Genomic DNA, 15,584 nt, shown 5'->3' on the forward strand with positions numbered 1-15,584 from the left:
GGGAGCGGAACGTGAGCCGGATCGGAAAGAAACTTCGCAGCTCGATCGCCGGCGGACTGGCCTTTTGCCTGGCCTTTTCCGGCATGCCTGCCCAGACGGCTGAGGCTGCGTCGCAGTCGCTGGTGCGCATCGCCGAAAGCGGGCCAGGCGTCAAGAAAACCATCAGGCTGGGGCTGAACAAGGCCGTCGTCATCGATCTCCCGACCGATGCACACGACATTCTGGTCGCCGACCCGACGCTGGCGGACGCCGTGACGCGAACCTCGCGGCGGATCTATCTGTTCGGAAAAATGGTCGGCCAGACCAACATCTTCGTATTCGGCCCACATGGGGAGGAGATCGTCAGCCTCGATCTGGAGATCGAGCGCGACATTTCCAACCTCGAGGCCAATCTGCGGCGGTTCCTGCCCGATTCCGATATCAAGGTGGAAATCATTTCGGACAACATCGTGCTGACCGGCACCGTCCGCACGCCGTTGGACTCGACCCGTGTCGAAGAACTCGCCAAGGCGTTCATCAAGGGTGGTGAAGCGACGACGCGCAACATCACCGCCCAGGGCACCAACGGCGACGCGGACATTTTCGCCGAAGACCGTCAGGCTTCGCAGATCGTCAATCTTCTGCGAATCGATGGCGAAGACCAGGTCATGCTGAAGGTCACCGTGGCCGAAGTCTCGCGCCAGGTGTTGAAGCAGCTCGGCTTCAGCGGCTCGATCCGCAGTTCGACGAGCGGCGATGGCATCACGTTCCGCAACCCGGCCAACCTCGGCAACGCCGTCAATGCCATTGCATCTTCGGTCACGGGCACGATCGGTTCCGGCACGATGGGCTTTGCCAGCTATATCAATGCCATGGAGCAGGCGGGCGTCATGCGCACGCTCGCCGAGCCGAGCCTGACCGCGATCTCCGGCAAGAAGGCGAGCTTCTCCGTCGGCGGCGAATATCGGCTGCCCTCCGAGCAGGAGATTGATGAGGATGGCGGTATAACGCGAACCAACGAGACGGTGGAATACGGCATCGGCCTGGATTTCACGCCGGTCGTGCTCGGGCCCGGCCGCATCAGCCTGGAAATCGCCACCGAGGTCTCCGAACCCACCTGGGAAGGGTCGGTCGTGAACGCCAATGCAGTCAACATCCCTGGTCAGACCTACATGTCGATCCGCCGCCGCAAGGCGTCGACCAGCGTCGAACTTCCGTCTGGTGGCTCCATCGTGATCGGCGGTCTGGTGCAGGACAATATCCGCCAGGCCATGTCCGGTCTTCCGGGCGTTGCCAAGATTCCGATTTTCGGGACGCTGTTCCGCTCGAAGGACTTCATCCGCAACGAGACGGAACTGGTGATCATCGCGACGCCCTATCTGGTTCAGCCGGTGGCGCGCGCCGAGCTATCGCGGCCTGACGATAATTTCAATCCGGCCGATGACCTGTCCGGCGCATTCCTCGGCCAAGTCAATCGCATCTACGGCAACCGTCAGGCAGCCCCGGTCGGGCAGTACCACGGCAATGTAGGCTTCATCTACAAATAGCGGGGAGCGGACATGACGACCAAGATCATCCTGAACCGCAATATCAAGGGGCAATCGACCATGCGGCCAAACATCTCCACCGGTGCGGTTCGGTTCGCGCGCATGCTGGCGATCGGTGCGTTGCTGCTGGCGGGCACGACCCTTGCCGGCTGCGCCAGCCGCGACGGCATGTCGACCGGCGCCTTGCCCGATGACTACCGCACCCGCCATCCAATCGTGATTGCCGAGGCGGAGCATGCGATCGATGTGCCCGTCGCCTCCAGCGACAGGCACCTGACCATGGGCGCGCGCGAGGTCATCCGTGGTTTTGCTTCGAACTATAGGGATTCTGCCACCGGCACGGTGCAGATCCTGGTACCCACCGGCTCGGTCAACGCCCATGCCGCATCGGCGCTGCGCAAGGAAGTCCGTGGCGTGCTGGTCGGCGCCGGGATTCCGGCAGGGCGCCTTGCCGAAGCAAGCTATCAGGCAAGCGGTGAGGGGGACGCAGCGCCGATCCGGCTCAGCTATACGGCGATTACGGCAAAGACCGCACCCTGTGGCAACTGGCCGAAGGACCTCGTCGTCAATACGATCGAGAACAAGAACTACGAGAATTTTGGGTGCGCCAGTCAGGCCAATCTCGCGGCCCAGATTGCCAACCCAATGGATCTGCTCGGCCCGCGCGACATGTCGCCGATCGATGCGGTCCAGCGCGGCCAGGTGATCAGCGACTACCGTGGCGTCCCAACCGGGACGGAAACGACCATCAACATCAACAACAATTGATACTCCGGGCGGTTTGACGGGACAGCATCATGAGCACGATTGACTACAAGATAGAGACTGCATCCGGCGAGCCGGATGGCTATGCCGATGCGGTCCGCCCGAGCGATGTCGATCAGCTGCGGCCACTTCCCCGCATCTCCGTGCATGCCTTCTGCGAAACCGAAGCCGTGCAGCGCACGATGGAGCGCTGCGGCCAGGACCGGCGGATGAGCAAGGTCAGCCTCAGGATCAACAGCGGCTCGATTGCCGCCGCCGCCAACATGTTTTCGACGGCACCGACGCCAAACCTGATCATTCTTGAAACATCGACGGAACCGCGCCTGCTGATGGCGGAACTGGCACCGCTCGCCGCTGTCTGCGATCCCTCGACCAAGGTCATCCTCATCGGTCGCTACAACGATATCCCGCTCTATCGCGAACTGATCCGCAACGGCATTTCCGAATATATCGTTGCTCCCGTCGCCATGCCCGACATTCTTGGCGCCATTGCCGCCATCTTCGTCGATCCCGAAGCCGAGCCGCTCGGCCGCAGCATTGCCTTCATCGGCGCCAAGGGCGGTGTCGGTTCCTCGACGCTCGCCCACAATTGCGCCTGGGGCATTTCGAACCTGTTCTCGACCGAGGTGGTGCTGGCCGATCTTGACCTGCCCTACGGTACCGCCAACATCAATTTTGACCAGGATCCGCCGCAGGGCATTTCAGAAGCGGTCTTCTCACCGGAGCGCCTGGACGAGGTGTTCCTCGATCGCCTCCTGACCAAGTGCTCGCAGCACCTGTCGCTGCTTGCGGCACCTTCCATGCTCGACCGCCCCTATGACTTCGACGCAACGGCGTTCCAGCCGCTGATGGAAATCCTGCTGCGCAACGCGCCCGTCTCCGTCCTCGACGTGCCGCATTTGTGGGCGGACTGGACCCGTACCGTGCTGGCGGAGGCCGACGAGGTCGTGGTTGTCGCCGTGCCCGATCTCGCCAACCTGCGCAATGCCAAGAACATGTTCGATTCCTTCAAGAAAATCCGGCCGAACGACAAGACGCCGCATCTGGTGCTGAATCAGGTCGGGATGCCGAAGCGGCCGGAAATATCACCGGGCGACTTCTGCGATTCATTGGAGATCGAGCCGGTCGCGATCATACCGTTCGATGCCGTGCTGTTCGGAAATGCAGCGAACAGCGGCCGGATGATCGCCGAGACCGACAGGAAATCACCGACCGCGGAAATATTCTCGCAACTCGCGCATCTGGTGACGGGCAGGACCACAGCCAAGAAGCCCAAGAAGGGCGGCCTTGGCAAGGTGCTCGGGATGCTTGGGCGCAAATAACTGATATTTAGACGAAAATCGGATTTGAGAGCATGTTTGGTAAACGAGGAAACGAAGGCTTCGGAAAGGGTGGCACCATCACCCCCCTTAAGCAAACGCCCGTGCCCGCCGCTGCTCCCGTCGCCGTATCCGAGCGGCCGGCTGCACCCGTGCTGGCGGAGCCCGCCCGCGAAACGACGCCGGTGACCCGCGCCCCGCCATCCCCGCCGCCGGTCCGGAAAAAGCCGGCTCGCACCGAGGATTATTACGACACCAAGTCGCAGGTTTTCTCGGCACTGATAGACACGATTGACCTGTCGCAGTTGGCCAAGCTCGACAACGAGAGCGCACGCGAAGAAATCCGCGATATCGTCAACGACATCATCACGATCAAGAATTTTGCGATGTCGATCTCCGAGCAGGAGGAATTGCTCGAGGACATCTGCAACGACGTTCTCGGCTACGGCCCGCTGGAGCCACTGCTCGCGCGTGACGACATCGCCGACATCATGGTCAACGGCGCTGGCCAGACCTTCATCGAAGTGGGCGGCAAGACGATCGAGTCCGAGGTGCGTTTCCGCGACAACGCACAACTGCTGTCCATCTGCCAGCGTATCGTCTCGCAGGTCGGCCGTCGCGTCGACGAATCCTCGCCGATCTGCGATGCCCGTCTTCCCGATGGCTCGCGTGTCAACGTCATCGCCCCGCCGCTTGCCATCGACGGCACGGCGCTGACCATTCGTAAGTTCAAGAAGGACAAGCTGAAGCTGGACCAGCTCGTCAAATTCGGCGCCATCACGCCGGAAGGCGCGGTGCTCTTGCAGATCATTGGCCGCGTTCGCTGCAACGTCGTCATCTCCGGCGGTACCGGCTCCGGCAAGACGACGCTTCTCAACTGCCTGACCGGCTATATCGACCTGGATGAGCGGGTCATCACCTGCGAGGATACGGCCGAACTGCAGTTGCAACAGCCGCATGTCGTGCGCCTTGAAACCCGTCCGCCGAACATTGAAGGCGAGGGCGAGGTCACCATGCGTGATCTCATCAAGAACTGCCTGCGTATGCGGCCCGAGCGGATCATCGTCGGCGAAGTGCGCGGACCGGAAGTCTTCGACTTGCTTCAGGCGATGAACACTGGTCACGACGGCTCGATGGGCACCATCCACGCCAACACGCCGCGCGAATGCCTTGCCCGTATGGAATCGATGATCGCAATGGGTGGCTATACGTTGCCGGCGAAGACCGTGCGCGAAATCATCGCCGGTTCGATCGATATCATCATCCAGGCAGCACGTCTGCGCGACGGTTCGCGCCGCATCACCCATATCTCCGAAGTCATCGGCATGGAGGGTGACGTCATCATCACCCAGGACCTGCTGCGCTACGAGATCGAGGGCGAAGACGCCAACGGCAGGATCATCGGCCGCCACAAGTCGACCGGTATCGGCCGCCCGCATTTCTGGGACCGCGCCCGCTATTTCAACGAAGACAAGCGGCTGGCCGCGACCCTCGACGCGATGGAAAAGGACTGACCGCCTTCATGCTCGGAATAGACATCACCGTTCTGGCCATCGTCGGTCTCGTCGCCCTTGCAACGGCCGGCCTTGCCTATGGCATTCTCTTCACGCGCATCGAAACCGAGAAGAAGGCGGAAAGTCGCGTCCGCAAGGTCAAGGCCGCCGAGACCGACCGGGTCAAGGTCAAGGCGGCGCGAGACCGCATGGCCGAGATGTCGAAGCGGCGAAAGTCGGTGCAGGATTCGCTGAAGGATCTCGAAAAGAAGCAGCAGGAAAAATCAGCGAAGGCCAAGCCTTCGATGAAGGTCAGGCTGGTGCAGGCCGGCCTGAAGATCTCGGTTACGCAATTCTATATCGGCAGCGTCGTCTTCGGATTTGTCGCCGCCTTGATGGCGTTGATCGCCGGGGCAATGCTGCCGATCGTTGGCGGCATTCTGCTCATCGGTTCGGCCGGCGTTCCACGCTGGTTCGTCAATTTCCTGATCAAGCGCCGTTGCAAGGCATTCCTGGACGAATTTCCCAATGCGCTTGACGTCATGGTCCGGTCGATCAAGTCCGGCCTGCCGCTCAACGATGCCGTCCGGCTGATCGCCAGCGACGGGCAGGAGCCGGTGAAAGCCGAGTTCAGGCGCATTATCGAGGCGCAACAGGTCGGCCTCAACATCCCGGAAGCCTGCGCCCGCATGATCAACAGCATCCCCCTGCCGGAGGTCAATTTTTTCGCCATCGTCATCGCCATCCAGGCGCAGGCCGGCGGCAACCTTTCCGAGGCGCTCGGCAATCTCGGCAAGGTGCTGCGCGAGCGCAAGAAGATGAAAGCCAAGGTCCAGGCGCTTTCCATGGAAGCCAAGGCCTCGGCCTGCATCATCGGCGCCCTGCCGTTCATCGTCGCCCTCCTGGTCTACATGACGTCTCCGCAATACATGATGATCCTCTTCACCGACCCGCGCGGCCATATCATCATGGGCTGCTCGGCGGTGTGGATGAGCATCGGCATCTGGGTGATGCGCAACATGATCAACTTCGACATCTAGGAAATCCGGCATGAGCGAGGGCATGATCAACACTCTGACCGATCCGAACCTCATCGTCGCCTTCCTGGTTGCGGTGGCCGTGCTGGCGACGTTCTATTCCCTGGCCGTCCCCTTCTTCGAGAAAGGCAACCTCGATAAGCGGATGAAGTCGGTTGCCACCGAACGCGAACTGATCCGGGCGCGCGAACGTGCCCGCCTGAATGCCGAGATATCCGGCGGCAAGACGTCGCTGCGCGCCCAGAACAACACTTCGGTGCGCCAGATCGTCGAGCGGCTCAACCTGCGCAAGGCACTGGTCGACGACAAGACCGTCAACCGGCTGAAATCGGCCGGCTATCGCTCGCAGAACGCGCTGAACGTGTTTCTCGTCGCCCGCGTCAGTCTCCCTTTCCTCTTTCTGGGCGTGGGCGCCTTCTACATCTTTGGTCTTGGCTATCTCGGTGAAAAGCCGTTGCCGATGCGGATCCTTGCCGTTATCGGCACCGGCTATCTCGGCTTCTATGCGCCCAATATCTTCATCTCGAACGCCGTTTCGAAGCGTCAGCAGTCCATCCGCCGGGCCTGGCCGGATGCGCTCGACCTTTTGCTGATCTGCGTGGAATCGGGCATCTCCATGGAACTGGCCATGCGGCGCGTGGCCGACGAAATCGCCACGCAGTCAGCGCCTCTTGCCGAGGAACTGGTCCTGACAGTTGCGGAGCTCTCCTTCCTGCCAGACCGGCGCATGGCGCTCGAAAATCTGGGCACCAGAACCGGGCTTGAGGAGGTGAAGGCCGTCATGCAGGCGCTGATCCAGGCTGACCGCTATGGCACACCGATCGCCCAGGCGCTACGCGTTTTGGCCCAGGAAAGCCGCGACCGGCGTATGAACGAGGCCGAGAAGAAGGCGGCTGCCCTGCCGCCGAAGCTCACCGTGCCGATGATCCTGTTCTTCCTGCCCGTCTTGATCGCGGTTATTCTCGGCCCGGCAGGCATACAGGTTTCCGACAAATTCTGAGCGACCGACGCGGGCTGAAAAGCCGGCGCACACGACAAGGCGCCGCTTGAGGGGCGGCGCTTTGTCTTTCGGTCAGTTGGCGGCAACGGCCTCGGCCGGAAAGTCCGTCGATTCAGAAAGCTTGCGCCATGTTTCGACTTCGCGGGCTACGCTGGCGTTTTTCTCGCTGATCGCAGCCAGCGTATCCGTGCCGAAGGGCATGCGAAGCGGCGGGTTATCCGCGTTGGCGAGCGTGATCATGGCCTTGGCGAGCCGGGCAGGGTCACCAGGCTGGCGGTGGTTCTTGCCGGCTGCGAAATCGCGCATCGCACCTGCTGGCGTCTGCTCGTAGTCGGCAATCGAGCTCGGGCTGATCGCGAGTGAGGTTTCATCCAGGAAGTCGGTACGGAAGAAGCCCGGCTCGACGACGGTAACGTTGATTCCAAGCGGCTCGACCTCCATCGCCAGCGATTCCGAAAGCCCCTCGATGGCGAATTTGGTCGATCCGTAGACGCCCCAGCCGGGAAAGCCGGTGTAACCGCCGATCGACGAGATATTCATGACGTGGCCTGAGCGCTGGCGGCGCATATGCGGCAACACAGCGCGGGTGACCTTGAGAAGGCCGAAGACATTCGTGGCGTAGAGCTTCTCGATTTCCTCCGCAGTTGCCTCTTCGACGGCACCGAGCAGGCCGTAGCCGGCATTGTTGAGCAGAACGTCGATCCTGCCGAAACGCTTGATGGCCTGTTCTGCGGCGGCAAAGGCCTGCTTCTCGTTGGTGACGTCGAGAGCGACAGCAAGAAGGTTGGGATGATTGCCAAAACGCTCGATGACGGTCTGAGGATTGCGGGCCGTTGCGACGACGGCGTCGCCGGCATTGAGAGCTTCCTGGGTGATGAGGGCGCCGAAGCCGCGGGAGGCGCCAGTGATGAACCATACACGCATGACGTTTTCCTTTCGTCGTTGGAATTTGCTTGCAGGAACAAGGTAACTCAGCATGATAGATGAGATAATCCGATCTCTCTTCCGCAGGTCAGTGAGGAAATTTCATCAATGCGTCGAATCCGGCCGCAGGACTTGTCCGTCTTTCTGGCGATTGCCCAGCATCGCAGTTTCCGCAAGGCCGCGGTTGACCTCGGTGTAACGGCATCGGCGCTTTCCCATTCATTACGTGCAATCGAGGAACGGCTGGGTGTTCGGCTGGTGAACCGGACCACGCGCGGTGTCGGCCTGACGGAAGCCGGTGAGCGGCTTTTCGAGCGGGTTCGCCCCGCCTTTCTAGATATCGACGCGGCTTTGGAGGAACTCAACACGTTTCGCGACCAACCCTTCGGCAAACTCAGGATCAATGCGCCCCGCGCCGCCGCAAAGCTCGTGCTGCTGCCGATCATCGCCCGCTTCCTGAGAGCGCATCCTGCCATCGAGGCCGAGATCGTCGTCGATGACGCGCTCGTCGACATGGTGTCTGGCGGGTTCGATGCAGGCGTCCGGTTCGGCGAGACGATCGCCGCCGATATGATCGCGCTTCCCATCGGCCCGCGCCATCGGTTTGCGGTCGTGGGGTCAGCGGATCATTTCGAGCGGCATGCAAGACCCGTCACACCCCATGATCTGAAAGATCATCCCTGCATCCGCTACCGGTTTGCCAGCGGTGCATTCTACCGCTGGGAGTTTGAGCGGGGTGGCGTCGAAGTCGACATGGATGTCCAGGGGCCGCTGACGCTGGGTGACCAGGATACGATGCTGCAGGCGGCGCTGGACGGCGCCGGATTGGCCTATGTCTTCGAGAGCCAGGCGAGCGAAGCGGTGGCGGATGGGCGGCTGACCCGTGTCCTTGAGGACTGGTGCCCCTACTATCCGGGCTTTTTCCTCTATTATCCCAGCCGGCGGCAATTGCCGGGGCCGTTGCGCGCTTTCCTTGATTTCGTCAAGGCAAGGCGCTGAACGGACGGCTCAGTTCGTTCCCTTGTCTTCCTTGGACAGCTTCTGCCAGGCGTTCTGCTGCGACATGATCGAGCGCAGATATTTGACGTTGGCTTCCGCCTGGTCGGGCGAAAGCTCCTGCCGGGCAATCTGCTCGGCTTCGGCAAAGCGCCCCTGCAATCCGACGGCAAGCGCCAGGTTCTGCCTTACGCTGCTGTCGGCGCCGGGCTGACTGACCGCGGATTTCAGGTAGGTTTCCGCCGTCCTCAGGTCCTTGTTCAGAAGGTAGGACATGCCGAGATTGGAAAGGACCGTTGGCTCGTTCGGCTGGATGTCGAGCGCCTCGCGATAGCGCTGACGCGCCTCGGGCGCGCGGCCGAGCTGGTCGAGGATCGCGCCTTCTGCCGATTTCAGCTTCCAGTCCGGACGGTCGGGCGTCTGGGCGCGGGAAATCGTGTTCAGCGCCTGTTCCAGCTGGCCTGCAGCCGCTTGCGATTTGCCATAGGCGGCGAGCACTTCGCGGTCTGTCGGGTAGGCGATGGCTACCTGCTGCATCACCGCGAGCGCCTGTTCGTTGCGGCCGGTCATTCTGAGCATGTTCGCATAGTTGAGGCCCGCATTGCGGTCCTTCGGGTTGCGTTCATAGGCCTTGCCGATGCTTTCGGCCGCTGCCGCCAGTTCGGTCGCGTTCATCGATTGAACCGGCTTGGAGAAACTGGCCGCCGGAACGGAGCCGGTCGTCAGTTCCTTCTTCTGCGACGCACAGCCGGACAGCGCCAAGGCAACCAAGGCCGCCAGTGAGGCGGCTTTCAGAAATCGGTGATGGGAAAGAGACGAGTGTCCGCGTGACGTCATTACCAATGCCCCTGAAGCAGTTCGTTAGAGCACCGGACGCAATCCCCAACAAATCGGCGCAATCTTCACTCCAGCAATAGTCTGTTAACCCTAACGGAGCGTTAATCGGGTGATTCTGCGTCGCGCCTTCTTTAGGGATTTCCATGGCCTCCTATCAATTCATCGACCGTCCATCGCCGTTCAACACCAGCGCCGGCAAGACCCTGCCGATCTTCGCGGTGACGCCGGCCCATATCGAGCTTGGCGCCATCGATCCGATCGCGCTCGACTGGGCGCGCAAGGCGGGCTTCAAGGCCGAGTCCGGCGCGGTGCTGCTGATCCCCTCGCAGGACGGCCATCTCGGCGGTGCGCTGTTCGGGCTGGGCGCCAATCCGTCGGAAGCACCGTTCCTGACCGGCAAGCTGGCGCGCGCGCTGCCGGCCGGAAAATGGCATATCGAGACCGCGCCGCTGACGGCCAACCGCCTGGCGCTCGGCTACGGCCTCGGCTCATACCGCTTCGACCGCTACAAGCTCGCGGCGAGCGAAGCGCCGACCCTGATGATCCCGGCCGATGCCGATGCAGCCGACATCAAGCGCCAGCTTGCCGGCGTCTTTCTCGCCCGCGATCTCATCAACATGCCGACCAACGACATGGGGCCGAACGCGCTGGAGGAGGCCTTCCGGGCGCTCGGCGAACACTACAAGGCCAAGGTTTCCGTCGTCTCCGGCGACGATCTCCTGAAGAACAATTTCCCTCTGATCCATACCGTCGGCCGCGCCAGCGCCGAGGCGCCGCGCCTGCTGGAAATGCGTTGGGGCAAGAAGGGCCACCGCAAGGTGACGCTGGTCGGCAAGGGCGTCTGCTTTGACACCGGTGGCCTCGACATCAAGCCGGCCGCCTCGATGCTTCTGATGAAGAAGGATATGGGCGGCGCGGCCAATGTCATGGGTCTCGCGTTGATGATCATGGATGCAAAGCTCAAGGTCGACCTCCGGGTGCTGGTGCCCGTGGTCGAAAACTCGATCTCCGCCAATGCCTTCCGCCCGGGCGATATCTATCGCAGTCGCAAGGGGCTGACGGTGCAGATCGACAACACCGATGCCGAAGGCCGGCTGATCCTTGCCGATGCGCTTGCTTATGCCGACGAGGAGGAAACCGATCTCCTCATCGACATGGCGACGCTGACCGGCGCGGCCCGCGTTGCCCTTGGCCCCGACCTGCCGCCGTTCTACACCGACGACGAGGATCTGGCCCATGACCTGACCGAAGCAAGCCTCACGGTCGACGATCCGCTCTGGCGCATGCCGCTCTACAAGGGCTACGAGAAGGACGTCTCGGCCCGCATCGCCGACCTCACCAATGCGCCTTCAGGCGGCATGGCCGGGTCGATCACGGCGGCGCTCTTCCTCAAGCGCTTCGTCACCAACGCCAGGAGCTGGGCGCATTTCGACATCTTCGGCTGGGCACCGGCCGAACGTCCGCACTCGCCGCTCGGCGGCGAGGCGCAGGCGATCCGCGCGTTGTATCATTTGATTGAGAAGGGGAAGAAATAGGGCGCCGGTGGGGAAAGTCCCATCTCGATTCGCGGGTGCGGGAAGGGGGCGCCGATAGCTCCCTCTTCTCCCCGGCGGGAGAAGAGGGAACCAGTGCTACTCGTTGATCAGCCGCTTCAAAAGTTCGATCTCGTGGCTGAGCTTGGTGTCGCCGGAAATCAGGTCTTCGATCTTGCGCACCGCATGCAGCACGGTCGTGTGATCGCGTCCGCCGAACCGGCGGCCGATTTCGGGGAAGGAGCGGGGGGTGAGCGTCTTGGCCAGATACATGGCGATCTGGCGCGGCTTGACGATCACCCGGGTGCGGCGGTTGGAGACCAGTTCCTGCCGCGACACGTTGTAGTGCTTGGCGACGACGCGCTGTATGTCCTCGATGCGAACGCGGCGCGGCTCGCCGGCATTGACAAGATGGCCAAGCAGCTCGTCGACGCGCTCGATCGACAGTTGCGGCTCGAAGCTACGGCGGAAGAGAAGCTGGTTGAAGGCCCCTTCCAGCTCGCGGCCGCTCGCCGTGATGTTGCGGGCGACGTGGCTCAGGATTTCGGCCGGGATATCCAGCGAGGCATCGTCCTGACGGGCGACTTCGAGGCGGCGCTTGAGGATTTCGAGGCGCATTTCGTAATCCGGCCCCTCCATCTCGATGGCGACGCCGCCCTGCAGACGCGAGCGAACGCGCGGATCGAGCGATTCCAGCTCCCACGGCGCCCGGTCGGCAGCAACGACGACCTGCTTGGCGCTGTCGAGCAGCATGTTGAGAAGATGGCAGAATTCATGCTGGATCGACTTGCCCTGCAGGAACTGCATGTCGTCGATCACCAGGAGATCGATGTTGCGCAGCGTTTCCTTGAGCGACAGCGCATCATTGTCTCGGATCGCGGTTGCAAAGCGCCACATGAAATATTCGGCGGTCAGATAGACGACGCGCGGTACGCGCGGGCTCTGGATCGCCGCGGCGGCGATCGCCTGCAACAGATGCGTCTTGCCAAGACCGACCGTCGAATGGATGAACAGCGGGTTGAAGCGCACCGCACCCGCGCCGGCCTCGGCAATCGTCTTTGCCGCCGCAAGGGCCACGCGGTTCGAGGAGCCCTCGACGAAGCTCTCGAAGGTATAGCGCGGATCGAGCGGCGAACCGAACAGCGGTCCTGCGACCGGCTGCGACTTCTGAAGCGTGCTGACCGTGGCGGTTGCATGATGGGCGAGCGACTGCGGCGATGTCCGGCGCGTGGCGGCCGGCGCAGTTGTGTCGGGCTGGTGTGCCTGGGGGGCATCCTCGTGAAGGCCGGGCCGCGCGCCGCGCGTGGCACTGCGAACCAGGATTTCCACCTTCAGGATCTCGGCGTCCTCCTGCTGGAAGAGGCCGGTGATCAGTTCGAGATAGCGATTGTTGATCCAGGATTTCAGAAACGTCGTCGGCACCGAGAGCCGCACCACACTCTTCGAAACGGAGTGCAGCTTCAGCCGGCCGAACCAGCTGGCAAAAACATCGGCGCCGACCTGGGCTTTCAAACGCGCACTGACGCGTTCGAAGAGCGCATTATGCGCGATTTCGCCTTTGTCCCCCGCCGCGCCGTCTGCCGGGGTTGTCCCGATCTGACGTACATTCTCCCCATTTTCGAATACAATCGCCGCCGTAACCGAATTGCTTAGCATATTGCCGCCTTCCAATATTATTCCGCGATGCCGTCATTGCTGACAGCATCCGCCTTTATGTCTTTCATGCGCGGCCCTCGTTCAAAGGCATGCCGCCCAATTCAGACGCTCGCCGTGCCACGAGAGGAATCCTCATTTCCTCTCGTGACCCGGTTTCCGTGCAAATCCGTTCAGCCTGAAGGCAAAACGCATGTCCCGCTTGCACGGTTTTAATCCCTGTCCGGACCCGGACCTCGTGAACCCGGCTCCGCCCAGTCTGCCATTCCGGCCCTTCCCGACCCTCGTTACAACGGGCAGGCCAGTTTCCTTCGCACCACGGCCACCCGCCCTGTTTAGCACGGCAAACGCCGGCACAGCATCGGGTATCCCGAGAATGTTTCCATAGAGCGCAACCAAAAGTCGCAAACCATCATTCCGAGCAAGCATGTTGCGCGGTTGAAAACACCTGTTACTGATTGATGGAACGTTGTGGAACCACCCCGTTACAGAAGGTTCAAGTGAAACTGCGCGGCCCCTTGAAAGAGCCGCCTTTTCATCTTGTCTACAGGTATCCCCCGCGCCTTCCGTGGAGGCATTTAGGCAGGATCGTGATGCAAGATCAATCGTGTTTTTTACGCTTCGGCAAGAGCTGGCCGTTGACTCTCATAGCGTGTCCTGCATGGGCTCGACGCCCGTCAAAGAGAATCGCTTTTGAATCAAGGGCTTTGATTTTTGGCTCGGAAGTTAGCTGGCGAAAAACAAAAAAAATAAAAAATTTCTTGACTCGCCGCGCACCCCAATGACCCCCGACGGGACGGGCGCATGCGACAGCATCCTCTCGCAAACAATTGATTTTGCTGAAAAAAATATGTCATCGAGCTGACATGTCGTCCTGCACAAGGATTAGGCATTGGCAGGTGAGCAGCGCGAATCGGAAAAGCCCGGTCGCAGGACCGGGCTAAATCATTGATGCAATTTTCGTAAGCCGGCTTAGGCCGAAAGCGACTTTACGCGGCTGGCGAGACGGGAGACCTTGCGCGATGCCGTGTTAGCATGCAGCACGCCCTTCGTGGCGGCGCGCATCAGTTCCGGCTGGGCTGCCTTCAGGGCTGCCTGGGCAAGGGCCTGGTCGCCGGAAGCGATGGCTTCTTCAACCTTGCGAATGAAACCGCGAACGCGCGAACGACGGGACTTGTTGACTTCCGTGCGGCGGGCGATCTTGCGGGTCGCTTTTTTCGCCGAAGTTGTATTGGCCATTTGGTGTCTCTCTTCGAAATCTGACAAAAACTCCCAATTCGCCGTGCCGGGTCACTGCGACCTGTCATCCAAGCAATTCGGGAGCAATATCGGAAAACCTTGGAGCGGCTTTCCAAACTGAGGGCGGCATATAACCCTAAACCCCGCCTCAGTCAACGCGCTATTTTTGAAAACAGGCCCGCCGGGGTCGTGCGTGCCGGTACCGCTACTTCTGGCATTTCGGGCAATGGAATGTCGAGCGTCCCGCCTGGACGACGCGCGCGATGCTGCCGCTGCAACCTGCTGTCCGGCAAGGTTGCCCCTCGCGGTCATAAACGGAGAACGAGTGCTGGAAGTAACCGAGCGTACCATCGGTCTGGATATGGTCGCGCAACGACGAGCCGCCGGCTGCGATCGCATCGGTAATCACGGCGCGGATCGCCCCGGTCAGCAGCGTCAGCGTCTTCTTCGGCTTGCCCCTGGCATCGACCAGCGAACCGGCCGCCCTTTGCGGCGACAGGCCGGCGCGCCAGAGCGCCTCGCAGACATAGATATTGCCGAGCCCGGCAATATTCCTCTGGTCGAGCAGTGCGGATTTGAGCGGCTGCGCCTTGCCGGCAAAGCGCGCGGCGAGATAGGCCGCGTCCAGCACATTGCCGGTCGGCTCCTCGCCCAGATTGCGGAAGAAGGCGTGGCTTGCGAGCGTGTCGCGCCTGGCAATGTCCATGAAGCCAAAACGGCGCGGATCGTTATAGATGACACGCGCCGGCCCCTTGGTCCCGTTAAGATGGAAAACGACATGATCGTGTTTCTCGTCCTTGCCGCGCGGATGATGAAAATCGCCCGCAGTCCCGGATACCGCGCCTTCCTCTACGCGAAAGGAGCCGGACATGCCGAGATGGGCGATGATCACGTCGCCGCCTTCGAGGTCGATCAGGAGATATTTCGCCCGCCGCCCGAGCGACAGGATGCGCCGGCCGGAAACGAGTGTGGAAAAATCGGCCGGGAAGGGAAAGCGCAGGTCCGGCCGGCGCAGTTCCGCTTGCACCAGCAGCGCGCCTTCCATGGCTGGCGTCAGCCCCCGCCTGACGGTTTCCACCTCGGGAAGTTCCGGCATCAACATCTCCTCGCGCCAAATGAGTGAACTTATTTGGCAATTCCAATCGCCGCGCACATATCCTATAGCAGGCCAACAAGGACTGGAATGCCGCAGGCAAGTGCCTCTTGGAGAGATAGCGTGGATCAAGCGAATTCGCTATGGTCGGCTTGAATGGCGATGAACGG

13 protein-coding genes are annotated in these 15,584 nt (G+C 61.6%); 8 read left to right on the forward strand and 5 right to left on the reverse strand.

The window, feature by feature from the left end:
- Positions 1-11 precede the first annotated feature (11 nt).
- From JNB71_RS08295 to JNB71_RS08320, 6 genes are all read left to right on the forward strand, one after another.
- The gene (locus JNB71_RS08295; RefSeq protein ID WP_220371370.1) at positions 12-1,526 is read left to right on the forward strand and encodes a type II and III secretion system protein family protein; all 1,515 of its coding nucleotides are present in this window, start codon (positions 12-14) and stop codon (positions 1,524-1,526) included.
- A 102-nt stretch (positions 1,527-1,628) separates the two neighbouring features.
- Positions 1,629-2,294, forward strand: coding sequence for a CpaD family pilus assembly protein (locus tag JNB71_RS08300; protein ID WP_223215827.1), 666 nt, complete (start codon positions 1,629-1,631; stop codon positions 2,292-2,294).
- Positions 2,295-2,323: 29 nt separating this feature from the next.
- Positions 2,324-3,613, forward strand: coding sequence for an AAA family ATPase (locus JNB71_RS08305; RefSeq protein ID WP_220371371.1), 1,290 nt, complete (start codon positions 2,324-2,326; stop codon positions 3,611-3,613).
- A gap of 32 nt (positions 3,614-3,645) precedes the next feature.
- Entirely contained in the window at positions 3,646-5,124 is a 1,479-nt protein-coding gene (locus tag JNB71_RS08310; RefSeq protein ID WP_220371372.1) for a CpaF family protein, read from the forward strand.
- A gap of 8 nt (positions 5,125-5,132) precedes the next feature.
- Positions 5,133-6,143 carry a type II secretion system F family protein gene (locus JNB71_RS08315; protein ID WP_220371373.1) on the forward strand — a complete coding sequence of 337 codons (1,011 nt, stop codon included), beginning with the start codon at positions 5,133-5,135 and terminating at the stop codon, positions 6,141-6,143.
- Between the two features lie 10 nt (positions 6,144-6,153).
- Entirely contained in the window at positions 6,154-7,140 is a 987-nt protein-coding gene (locus tag JNB71_RS08320) for a type II secretion system F family protein (RefSeq protein ID WP_220371374.1), read from the forward strand.
- A gap of 72 nt (positions 7,141-7,212) precedes the next feature.
- Here JNB71_RS08320 and JNB71_RS08325 read toward each other — a convergent pair whose 3' ends face one another.
- Positions 7,213-8,064 (reverse strand): oxidoreductase, encoded by an 852-nt coding sequence (locus JNB71_RS08325; RefSeq protein ID WP_220371375.1) that lies wholly within the window; start codon positions 8,062-8,064, stop codon positions 7,213-7,215.
- Positions 8,065-8,172: 108 nt separating this feature from the next.
- Here JNB71_RS08325 and JNB71_RS08330 point away from each other — a divergent pair, with 108 nt between their 5' ends.
- Positions 8,173-9,063: a LysR family transcriptional regulator gene (locus JNB71_RS08330; RefSeq protein ID WP_220371376.1), complete on the forward strand. Its 891-nt coding sequence runs from the start codon at positions 8,173-8,175 to the stop codon at positions 9,061-9,063.
- 9 nt (positions 9,064-9,072) lie between these two features.
- Here JNB71_RS08330 and JNB71_RS08335 read toward each other — a convergent pair whose 3' ends face one another.
- Positions 9,073-9,897 carry a tetratricopeptide repeat protein gene (locus tag JNB71_RS08335; RefSeq protein WP_223215805.1) on the reverse strand — a complete coding sequence of 275 codons (825 nt, stop codon included), beginning with the start codon at positions 9,895-9,897 and terminating at the stop codon, positions 9,073-9,075.
- A gap of 143 nt (positions 9,898-10,040) precedes the next feature.
- Between JNB71_RS08335 and JNB71_RS08340 the strand changes: the two genes are divergently transcribed.
- Positions 10,041-11,432, forward strand: coding sequence for a leucyl aminopeptidase family protein (locus tag JNB71_RS08340; RefSeq protein ID WP_220371377.1), 1,392 nt, complete (start codon positions 10,041-10,043; stop codon positions 11,430-11,432).
- A gap of 96 nt (positions 11,433-11,528) precedes the next feature.
- Here JNB71_RS08340 and dnaA read toward each other — a convergent pair whose 3' ends face one another.
- From dnaA to mutM, 3 genes are all read right to left on the reverse strand, one after another.
- Positions 11,529-12,980, reverse strand: coding sequence for a chromosomal replication initiator protein DnaA (gene dnaA / locus JNB71_RS08345; protein WP_220372215.1), 1,452 nt, complete (start codon positions 12,978-12,980; stop codon positions 11,529-11,531).
- A gap of 1,074 nt (positions 12,981-14,054) precedes the next feature.
- A complete protein-coding gene (gene rpsT / locus JNB71_RS08350) occupies positions 14,055-14,321 on the reverse strand; it encodes a 30S ribosomal protein S20 (RefSeq protein WP_018323753.1) in 267 nt (88 codons plus the stop codon).
- A gap of 205 nt (positions 14,322-14,526) precedes the next feature.
- Positions 14,527-15,417 carry a bifunctional DNA-formamidopyrimidine glycosylase/DNA-(apurinic or apyrimidinic site) lyase gene (gene mutM, locus JNB71_RS08355; RefSeq protein WP_220371378.1) on the reverse strand — a complete coding sequence of 297 codons (891 nt, stop codon included), beginning with the start codon at positions 15,415-15,417 and terminating at the stop codon, positions 14,527-14,529.
- Positions 15,418-15,584: the final 167 nt, after the last annotated feature.

Origin of the sequence: Rhizobium herbae, from assembly GCF_019511375.1 — a bacterium.
Lineage (GTDB): Bacteria > Pseudomonadota > Alphaproteobacteria > Rhizobiales > Rhizobiaceae > Pararhizobium > Pararhizobium herbae_A.

What these genes read in the sequence shown, in the direction of transcription:
- rpsT (WP_018323753.1), bottom strand. Translation starts at nt 14,321, where the DNA reads ATGGCCAATACAACTTCGGCGAAAAAAGCGACCCGCAAGATCGCCCGC.
- JNB71_RS08320 (WP_220371374.1), top strand. Translation starts at nt 6,154, where the DNA reads ATGAGCGAGGGCATGATCAACACTCTGACCGATCCGAACCTCATCGTC.
- JNB71_RS08340 (WP_220371377.1), top strand. Translation starts at nt 10,041, where the DNA reads ATGGCCTCCTATCAATTCATCGACCGTCCATCGCCGTTCAACACCAGC.
- mutM (WP_220371378.1), bottom strand. Translation starts at nt 15,417, where the DNA reads ATGCCGGAACTTCCCGAGGTGGAAACCGTCAGGCGGGGGCTGACGCCA.
- JNB71_RS08310 (WP_220371372.1), top strand. Translation starts at nt 3,646, where the DNA reads ATGTTTGGTAAACGAGGAAACGAAGGCTTCGGAAAGGGTGGCACCATC.
- JNB71_RS08335 (WP_223215805.1), bottom strand. Translation starts at nt 9,897, where the DNA reads ATGACGTCACGCGGACACTCGTCTCTTTCCCATCACCGATTTCTGAAA.
- JNB71_RS08330 (WP_220371376.1), top strand. Translation starts at nt 8,173, where the DNA reads ATGCGTCGAATCCGGCCGCAGGACTTGTCCGTCTTTCTGGCGATTGCC.
- JNB71_RS08325 (WP_220371375.1), bottom strand. Translation starts at nt 8,064, where the DNA reads ATGCGTGTATGGTTCATCACTGGCGCCTCCCGCGGCTTCGGCGCCCTC.
- JNB71_RS08300 (WP_223215827.1), top strand. Translation starts at nt 1,629, where the DNA reads ATGCTGGCGATCGGTGCGTTGCTGCTGGCGGGCACGACCCTTGCCGGC.
- JNB71_RS08305 (WP_220371371.1), top strand. Translation starts at nt 2,324, where the DNA reads ATGAGCACGATTGACTACAAGATAGAGACTGCATCCGGCGAGCCGGAT.
- JNB71_RS08315 (WP_220371373.1), top strand. Translation starts at nt 5,133, where the DNA reads ATGCTCGGAATAGACATCACCGTTCTGGCCATCGTCGGTCTCGTCGCC.